Raw genomic sequence first — 7,711 nt, 5'->3', positions numbered from 1 at the left:
CAGCTGCATCAATACTATTTCCTTTAATTGAAAAGTTAATTTCCTCTTCAATACTTTTATATTCAGTCATTGAATTTGCATAAGAAGCTAATACTGGTGCAAAAAATTCTTTATCTAACATAAACTTTTTAATCTTTCTACATCCGCGTAAAAAGTCTGAAACACTGACTAATTCTTCTGGATCTAAAATCATCCCTTTTTCTAATTTTTGAATTGTACTAGCAATATTAGAAATGCCGAAGAAAGGAACATGCCCTTCTGCATCTAATATAGCTCGTGCTTCTGTCGTTTCATTCAACCGATTTCTCACTACTTTTATACTCGTACTCGGCTCTAATTTGTTTAATAATTCCTTACCTAATCCACTTACACAATAAGATTTCACTATATCCTTTAATTCGTTATATTGTAGCTTTTCAAAAGTCATCGTATTCATTTTGTTTCTCCTCACTATGATTGATTTTTATCATAAATGAAGATACCTACTCATTAGATTCCAATGAGTCATATATAAAATTCCATAATTATACAATAAAAACATATACAAAAAAGCTGCGGGGATACCGCAGCTTTTACATTTACAAGGCATTTGTAATAACATATGAGGAAATAAGCCATAAAAAAATAGATGGCAGTCCCTTATTACACGCTTTATAAAGTATTGTAGGTATCTTCATAGGTTTTGAAATAAATGCATGACAAAATTAGGGGTATGATGTACATAAAAATCCCCTGGTCTTATCCGATTTATTTCATTAAATTTTTCCTATTTAGTACCTACCGCACTCACAAAAAGCACCTCTCATTAATTTATATTATAGTCATTGAAATCTAATTTACTGAAATCATCATACTATATGTTTTGTAAGAAGTAAAGGTGTCAAACTATTTCCTTGCAGACTGTAAAATGTTCATATAATCAACCTTTTTCTCAAGGGTCTTTTTCGCATCTTCAGCCGTTACTATATAATCTACAGGAATATTTTGTAGTACATCCTTATTAATATTTGGCAACTGAATCGTTATATCTTCTACATTACTTTTACTATTTTCAATCGTTTTATTAAATTCCTGAATACTTCTTGCAACCCCCGCTAATGTTTCCATATGTACAGAATTGTTTACATCTAAAACAGTATTACTTTTAAAAACTGCCGTATAATACTGTTGCAAATTTTTCTTCGCTATTTGTTCCTCAGTATTCTTATCGGAAACATTATCCCCAGTCTGCATTTGATCAAAAGTAAATATAGTGTTTTTCTCTCCATAATATGTATTAAATCTTCCTTGTAAATTATTTGCTTCCTTTTTCTTTTCATAGTTATCATTATTTACTTCTGGAGAGATTTGCCCCTCGAAGTACAGTTGAAATTGCAAGTGTGGTTCATCGACTTGCTGCACAGTAACTATCCGCCCCTTTGGACCAAGGAAGTCCTTTCCGTTATCCAGAGTTTCAACTCCGTTTAATTTAACAACCATACCATACTCCGATTTTGTATAACTTTGTGCTTTTTGTTCAATTTCTTCATTCGATATATCACATGATGTTAATAGTAATAAACTAAACATTATACTATATTTCATTATTGTTCTTTTCATATTGCCTCTCCTTTTGCTACTACCACCTATACAGAAATGTGCCTATGGATTTTAAATTACGATTTATATAAAGAACTTCTTCTAAAAAGCGCTACATCAAACTATCTTCGCTAACTTGAATAATAAAAACTCATCATCTTACTTTAGAAAACACTAATAACCACAAGTATAAAAATACCCATTAACTATCATTTTATGATGATAGTGTAATTTTGCATTATAATAATTTTATCGTAAAGCAAATATAATATCTATTAAAATCACATTAAAAACATACTAATATTTAGTTCTATAGCAATCACAGTAAGGAGATGTTCCTCGAGTACGAATAAGATGACATTATTTATTCCAATGCATCTCTTGGTGTTTCAAAAGCCGACTAGTTCATTTATAAACATAAAGATTTAGGAAAGATAACAATATAAAAAGAAGAGGAAAACTTATATTTCCCTCTCCTATTTCATCACCAAATTACTGCTGAACATATATGGAAACTGATCCTCCACTTACTTGGAATTGTCCCCAACCATCCTTATTAATTGTTACAGTATTTGTTTGATTACCCGTAATATCGTACCATACTTCCCCTGCGTTATTCTTTCCAACATCCATCCACTTTGCCCCTCCTGGTCCATCAGAGATTAATGTTGCTAAACCAGAATTAGCATGTACACTATCACCTTCTCTTGTCCAGCCAATCACATCTGGATGATCAAAATAATCACGTTGCGTACCATATGCAAAGTTTTTTCGTGCCGTCAAAATCGGATCAATTTTATCCTTTAACGCTGGAATTTCATAGTTACTATTTCCTTTTGTACCATAGTAATCACCATAGAAAACAGAAGGATACCCCTCTGCACGCGTTAAAATAAATGCATATGCCAGCGGCTTGAACCAAGGGCTCACTACAGATTCCAATGACTGACCAGGCTGTGAATCATGATTTTCAACTAGAGTAACCGCAAGTGTAGGATGATTCGCAACTACCGTTCCTTTTAAAATATTTCTCATATCATAATTTCCATTTCCTGTTGAAGCATAATGAAAATTATAATGAAGTGGTGCATCGAACACAGATTGATTATAATTAACCTTCGCTAAATAATTATTTAAAGTCTGGATATCATTTTGCCAATATTCAGCTACTGTAAACATTTCTTTCCCTGTTTGCTGTCTAACGTGATTTACCCAATCGCGCAAGTATTCATGATCAATATGTTTAACAGCATCTAAACGAAAACCATCTAAATTTAATTCATTCGCATACCACGTTCCCCATTTTTTCATTTCATTCGCAACATCTGGATGATCAAAATCAAGATCTGCATACATCAAATAATCATAATTCCCATTCTCGCTAGACACTTCCCAGTCCCATGCTTTACCTATGCCCCTAAATTTATAAATTCGGTTTAATTTCCTTCCTTCATCCCAATCCGTTCCATCAAAATGATACCATTTCCATTTGAAATTAGAATAAGAATCTCCACGCCCTGGAAAGTTAAATCCCGTCCACGCACTAATTTCATAATCACCTGATACTTCAATATTCCGATTGCTCGGGTCTACCTCAACTGCTGTGACAGTTTCTGTATAATCAGCCCCACCTTTATGATTCATAACTACATCACCGTATACATTGATGTTTTTCTTATGTAAAGCGTCAATTGCAGACTTCAATTGTGCTTTCGTCCCATATTTCGTCCGCACTGTTCCCTTTTGATTGAATTCCCCCAAATCATATAAATCATATGCTCCATATCCTACGTCATTTTGCGTAGTTCCTTTATATGCAGGTGGTATCCAAACAGATGTAATTCCTTTTTGCGCTAAATTTTCAGCATCAGTACGCAAACGATTCCAATGATTTCCATCATTCGGAGCATACCACTCAAAATACTGCATTAACGTTCCATTGTTAACTGTGTCTGCATATGCTTTACTCCCGTCATATATACTAGGTAAAAACATAACAACTGACAATCCGACTATTGTTATTCTTTTAAACATCTGTACACCATCCCCTTCCAAGAAAGCGTTTGCATAGTTTATCAGAATTATTATAATATTCGTCCCACCGTTAGTAAAGTAGCAATCTCTCACTCTCTCATATTATTTTTAATCTAATTTCAAATATTCAACGTAGTTTTAATTTCACATCCTATTCAAGATTGTTTACAATTTACCTATAAAAGCATAACGGAGGGATTTCGATGACAGACTTTCAAAAACAATTTTTCGCACGATTACATATAGAAGAAAAAGACACAGTTTCATTTGAAGATTTATCTAACATTATGTACGCAATGGCACAAACTGTTCCTTTTGAAAACTTAAATATTCTCGAAAAGAATTTTAAAGAAATATCAAAAGAAAATTTGAAAGAGAAAATTTTAGTAAATAACCGTGGCGGTCTTTGTTATGAACTCAATCCTACTATGTATTACTTCCTGAAAGATTCTGGATTCGATGTTCATCTCGTTTCAGGAACAGTTTATAACGCTACAAACTCCATATGGGCTGTTGATTCTGGCCATATTGCAACCGTTTTAACACATCATAATGAACTTTATTTAATTGAAGTAGGATTCGGATCATACTTACCTCTTGCCCCTGTCCCTTTCTCAGGTGAAGTCATTCACTCTGTTACAGGAGATTATCGTATTCGTAAAGAAATGAACGAAAAGGGAAACTACATTTTAGAGATGCGGAAAAACAATGAGTTCTTGGATCAATCTTCTGCTGATGATTGGACGTTAGGCTATGCATTTTATATAGAAGAAGTGGATGAAGAAAAAGCAAATACAGCACAAAAAATTATCGTTGAACATGAAGGGTCACCCTTTAATAAACTACCTCTTATTGTAAAACTAACTGAAGATGGGCATGCCTCTTTAACGAAAGATAGCCTTACAGTAACGAAAAATGGTAAAAAAACGAAAGAAACCGTTACAGACATGCAATTTACAAACCTTTTACATTCAAAATTTGGAATTACACTATAAGTATGTAAGCCTTGTTATTTTAGCAAGGCTTTTCAATTTTCAGCAGGGATTTTTTGCAATTTGTTGTATTTCATAGTTATATAGAAATATGACTACATGTTTAGAAAGGAAATGATTATGACAGAACTTAAAGATCGATTACAAGTAGCTGATATAGAAAAATGGGATTTAACAGACATTTACCATACAATTGAAGATTGGGAAAGTGATTTTCATAAAATTGAAGTATTAACGAAGGAATTACACGAGTTTAATGGCAATATTCACGATGGCAATAGTTTATTAGCTTATTTAACGAAGAGTGAAGAAATTTCTAGCATAATATCTTTAATGTTCGCTTATGCACGATTACAATCTGACCTTGATACACGCGATACTGACGCGCAATCTCTTGTCGATAAAGTATCACAATTACACGTGAAAGTAAGTGCAGCTAAATCTTTCTTTTCCCCCTTCTTACTTAGCATAGACGAAAGCACATTACATTCTTACATAGAAGAAACAGAAGGCTTACAATATTATAAAGAAGACTTATTTGAATTATATCGTTATAAAAAACACGTATTGAATAAGGACCAAGAAGCAATTTTATCACAGATGGGTGAAGCTCTTTCTTCTCCACAGCACACATTTGGTATGTTAAACAATGCAGATATATTATTTGGTGAAGTGACGACTGACGATGGAGAAAAAGTGAACTTAACACGCGGAATGTATGCAAAGTTAATAGAAGATACGAATCGTGAAAAGCGTAAAGAAGCTTATAAAGCATATTACAAACCATATGTTCAGTTAAAGAATTCCATCGCATCTACTTTATCCGCTGCTATTAAAAATAATGTTACCGTTTCGAAGCTAAGAAACTATCCATCAGCGCTAGAGAAATCATTATTTGGCGATATGGTTCCGAAAGAAGTATATGAAAACCTTATTGATACAACGAAAAAAAACATTCAAACATTACATACATACAATGAAATTCGAAAAGAAAAATTAAACGTAGATGAACTAAGACAATACGACTTAGGCGTCGATTTAGTAGAAGGTGCAAAACAAGACATCCCATATAGTGAAGCATTTGACATTATGATTGCATCACTAGCTCCTTTAGGAGAAGAATATATTGAGACATTAAAAAGTTTTAAAGATAAACGATATATAGACGTAAGAGAAACACCAGGAAAACGTTCTGGTGCTTATAACTTTGGTGTATATGGTGTTCATCCTTTCATTCTTTTAAATCATCACGATGATTTAAATAGCCTGTTCACTCTTACTCATGAATGCGGGCACGGTATGCATACGCACTATTCACATGGATACCAACCAAGAATTTCTGCACATTATTCTATCTTTGTGGCAGAAGTCGCTTCTACAGTAAATGAAGTGTTATTAATTCACTATTTATTAAAAGAAGCAAAAGAAACGAACGTGCGTAACCATTTAGTTAACCATTTTATTGAAAAATTCAAAGGTACTTTCTTTACACAAATTATGTTTGCAGAATTTGAAAAAATCACACATGAAATGGCGGAACAAGGTAAACCATTACATGCACAAGTCTTCAGTGAAATTTATGAAAAACTATTTAAAGAATATAACGGTGATTCACTTGTATTTGATGAAGAAGTAAAATACGGATGGGCTAGAATCCCTCATTTCTATCGCCCGTTTTACGTATACAAATATGCAACTGGATTCGCATCTGCCATTCAAATCGCTGATAAACTATTAAGCGGTGATCCGAATGCTCAGAAAAATTATATTGAATTCCTTAAAGGCGGAAGTTCAGACTACCCATTAAACTTATTGAAAAAAGCTGGCGTCGATTTAACAACGCCAGAACCGATTGAAAGTGCATTAAAACAATTCACTCAACTTGTTGAGGAGTTTTCAGCTCTATAAAAAAGAGCCTCTCGCTAGAGGCTCTTTTTTATATTCCCTTTCCTTCTATTAAATCATTCGCCATTTTCCTAAATTCTTGATTAAATGCATCATTCATACCATTTTGGACGTTAGAAAATAATATGACAAACGTTCGTTTATCCCAGTTAAAATTATTAAATGTGTTCCAACCAGCTAATACACCGTGGTTATGATAATAATCTGGATAAATATAGAAACTAAATCCATATTTTCTTGCAGGTGATGCAGAAAACATATCTGATACACTTTGTTTAGAAAGTAGTTTACCATCCATAATAGCTTCATCTAACTTTTTCATATCTTCAACAGTCGTATACATTTCACCACAACCATACAGCCAGTTCATTTTTAAGCGAGGTGTGGCTATTAACTTATTATCTTTTTTCGTATACCCTTCTGCTAAGAAAATATCTTCTGGGAGTGTTGCACCCATTCCAGATTCATTCATTCCAACAGGAGTCAAAATATTTTCTTTCACATATTCAGCAAGTGGTTTATTTGATATTTTTTCTACAATATATGCAAGCACCATATAATTATAATCTGTATATTTCCATCCTGTCCCTGCTGGAAATTGTAACGTTTGTGCCCCAATCCACGTTACTAACTTTAACCGTGATGCTGCGTCAACACTACCTTGTCCCTGTTCTGGTAATCCAGACGTATGTGTTAACAAGTTTCGTAACGTAATATTTTTATCTGCTGGAAACGATGGGATATATTTATTTACATTGTCTTCAATGTTCAACTTCCCTTTTTCTTTTAGTTGCATAATAGATATTGCAACAACTGTTTTCGTAATAGAACCAATGCGATATTTCGTTCTTGGCGTTGTTAATACTTGATCTTTCACATTCGCATAACCGTAGCCTTTTCGTAAAATGACATGATCTTTACTTGCTACAAGAACACTCCCATTAAATCCTTTATCTTTTAAGTACTGATCTAGTTTTCCAGCTGCAATTTCATAACGCTTTTTCTCATTCGCATCAATTTCCTGCTTAACATCTTTTTGCCTACTATTTACATTAGAAAATGCCTTTGTATCATATTTTTTTCCTTTATTTGCATGTATTAGTGTAACAACACTTCCACAAAAAACAGCAAAAATAAAGAAAATGATTAACCATTTCTTTAACATACTAGGAACCCTCTTTTATCTAGTTTCACTTAACGTA

Annotated in this window: 5 protein-coding genes and 1 pseudogene; 2 read left to right on the top strand and 4 right to left on the bottom strand. The window is 33.2% G+C overall.

Annotated features, from left to right (window positions below):
- From GBN78_RS27380 to amyS, 3 genes and pseudogenes are all read right to left on the bottom strand, one after another.
- Positions 1 to 436 (bottom strand): annotated as a pseudogene (locus tag GBN78_RS27380) (endonuclease MutS2); the annotation flags it as partial.
- Between the two features lie 449 nt (positions 437 to 885).
- Positions 886 to 1,599: a hypothetical protein gene (locus tag GBN78_RS27375; RefSeq protein WP_000831441.1), complete on the bottom strand. Its 714-nt coding sequence runs from the start codon at positions 1,597 to 1,599 to the stop codon at positions 886 to 888.
- 471 nt (positions 1,600 to 2,070) lie between these two features.
- Positions 2,071 to 3,612, bottom strand: a complete 1,542-nt coding sequence (gene amyS / locus GBN78_RS27370; RefSeq protein WP_044584728.1) for an alpha-amylase — start codon at positions 3,610 to 3,612, stop codon at positions 2,071 to 2,073.
- 203 nt (positions 3,613 to 3,815) lie between these two features.
- Here amyS and GBN78_RS27365 point away from each other — a divergent pair, with 203 nt between their 5' ends.
- Positions 3,816 to 4,607, top strand: a complete 792-nt coding sequence (locus tag GBN78_RS27365) for an arylamine N-acetyltransferase family protein (RefSeq protein WP_088046474.1) — start codon at positions 3,816 to 3,818, stop codon at positions 4,605 to 4,607.
- 117 nt (positions 4,608 to 4,724) lie between these two features.
- Positions 4,725 to 6,512 (top strand): oligoendopeptidase F, encoded by a 1,788-nt coding sequence (gene pepF, locus GBN78_RS27360; protein ID WP_030026791.1) that lies wholly within the window; start codon positions 4,725 to 4,727, stop codon positions 6,510 to 6,512.
- Between the two features lie 28 nt (positions 6,513 to 6,540).
- Here pepF and GBN78_RS27355 read toward each other — a convergent pair whose 3' ends face one another.
- Positions 6,541 to 7,674 (bottom strand): serine hydrolase domain-containing protein, encoded by a 1,134-nt coding sequence (locus tag GBN78_RS27355; RefSeq protein ID WP_088046476.1) that lies wholly within the window; start codon positions 7,672 to 7,674, stop codon positions 6,541 to 6,543.
- Between the last annotated feature and the right edge of the window lie 37 nt (positions 7,675 to 7,711).

This window comes from Bacillus sp. B2-WWTP-C-10-Post-4, assembly GCF_009183805.1.
Lineage (GTDB): Bacteria > Bacillota > Bacilli > Bacillales > Bacillaceae_G > Bacillus_A > Bacillus_A cereus.
The sequence above is the reverse complement of the archived record's forward strand: the minus strand, read 5'-3'. Positions and strand labels throughout refer to the sequence as shown.

Bases quoted from the DNA above. Each gene is read 5' to 3' on its own strand.
- GBN78_RS27375 (WP_000831441.1), bottom strand. From the start codon at position 1,599: ATGAAAAGAACAATAATGAAATATAGTATAATGTTTAGTTTATTACTA.
- amyS (WP_044584728.1), bottom strand. From the start codon at position 3,612: ATGTTTAAAAGAATAACAATAGTCGGATTGTCAGTTGTTATGTTTTTA.
- GBN78_RS27365 (WP_088046474.1), top strand. From the start codon at position 3,816: ATGACAGACTTTCAAAAACAATTTTTCGCACGATTACATATAGAAGAA.
- pepF (WP_030026791.1), top strand. From the start codon at position 4,725: ATGACAGAACTTAAAGATCGATTACAAGTAGCTGATATAGAAAAATGG.
- GBN78_RS27355 (WP_088046476.1), bottom strand. From the start codon at position 7,674: ATGTTAAAGAAATGGTTAATCATTTTCTTTATTTTTGCTGTTTTTTGT.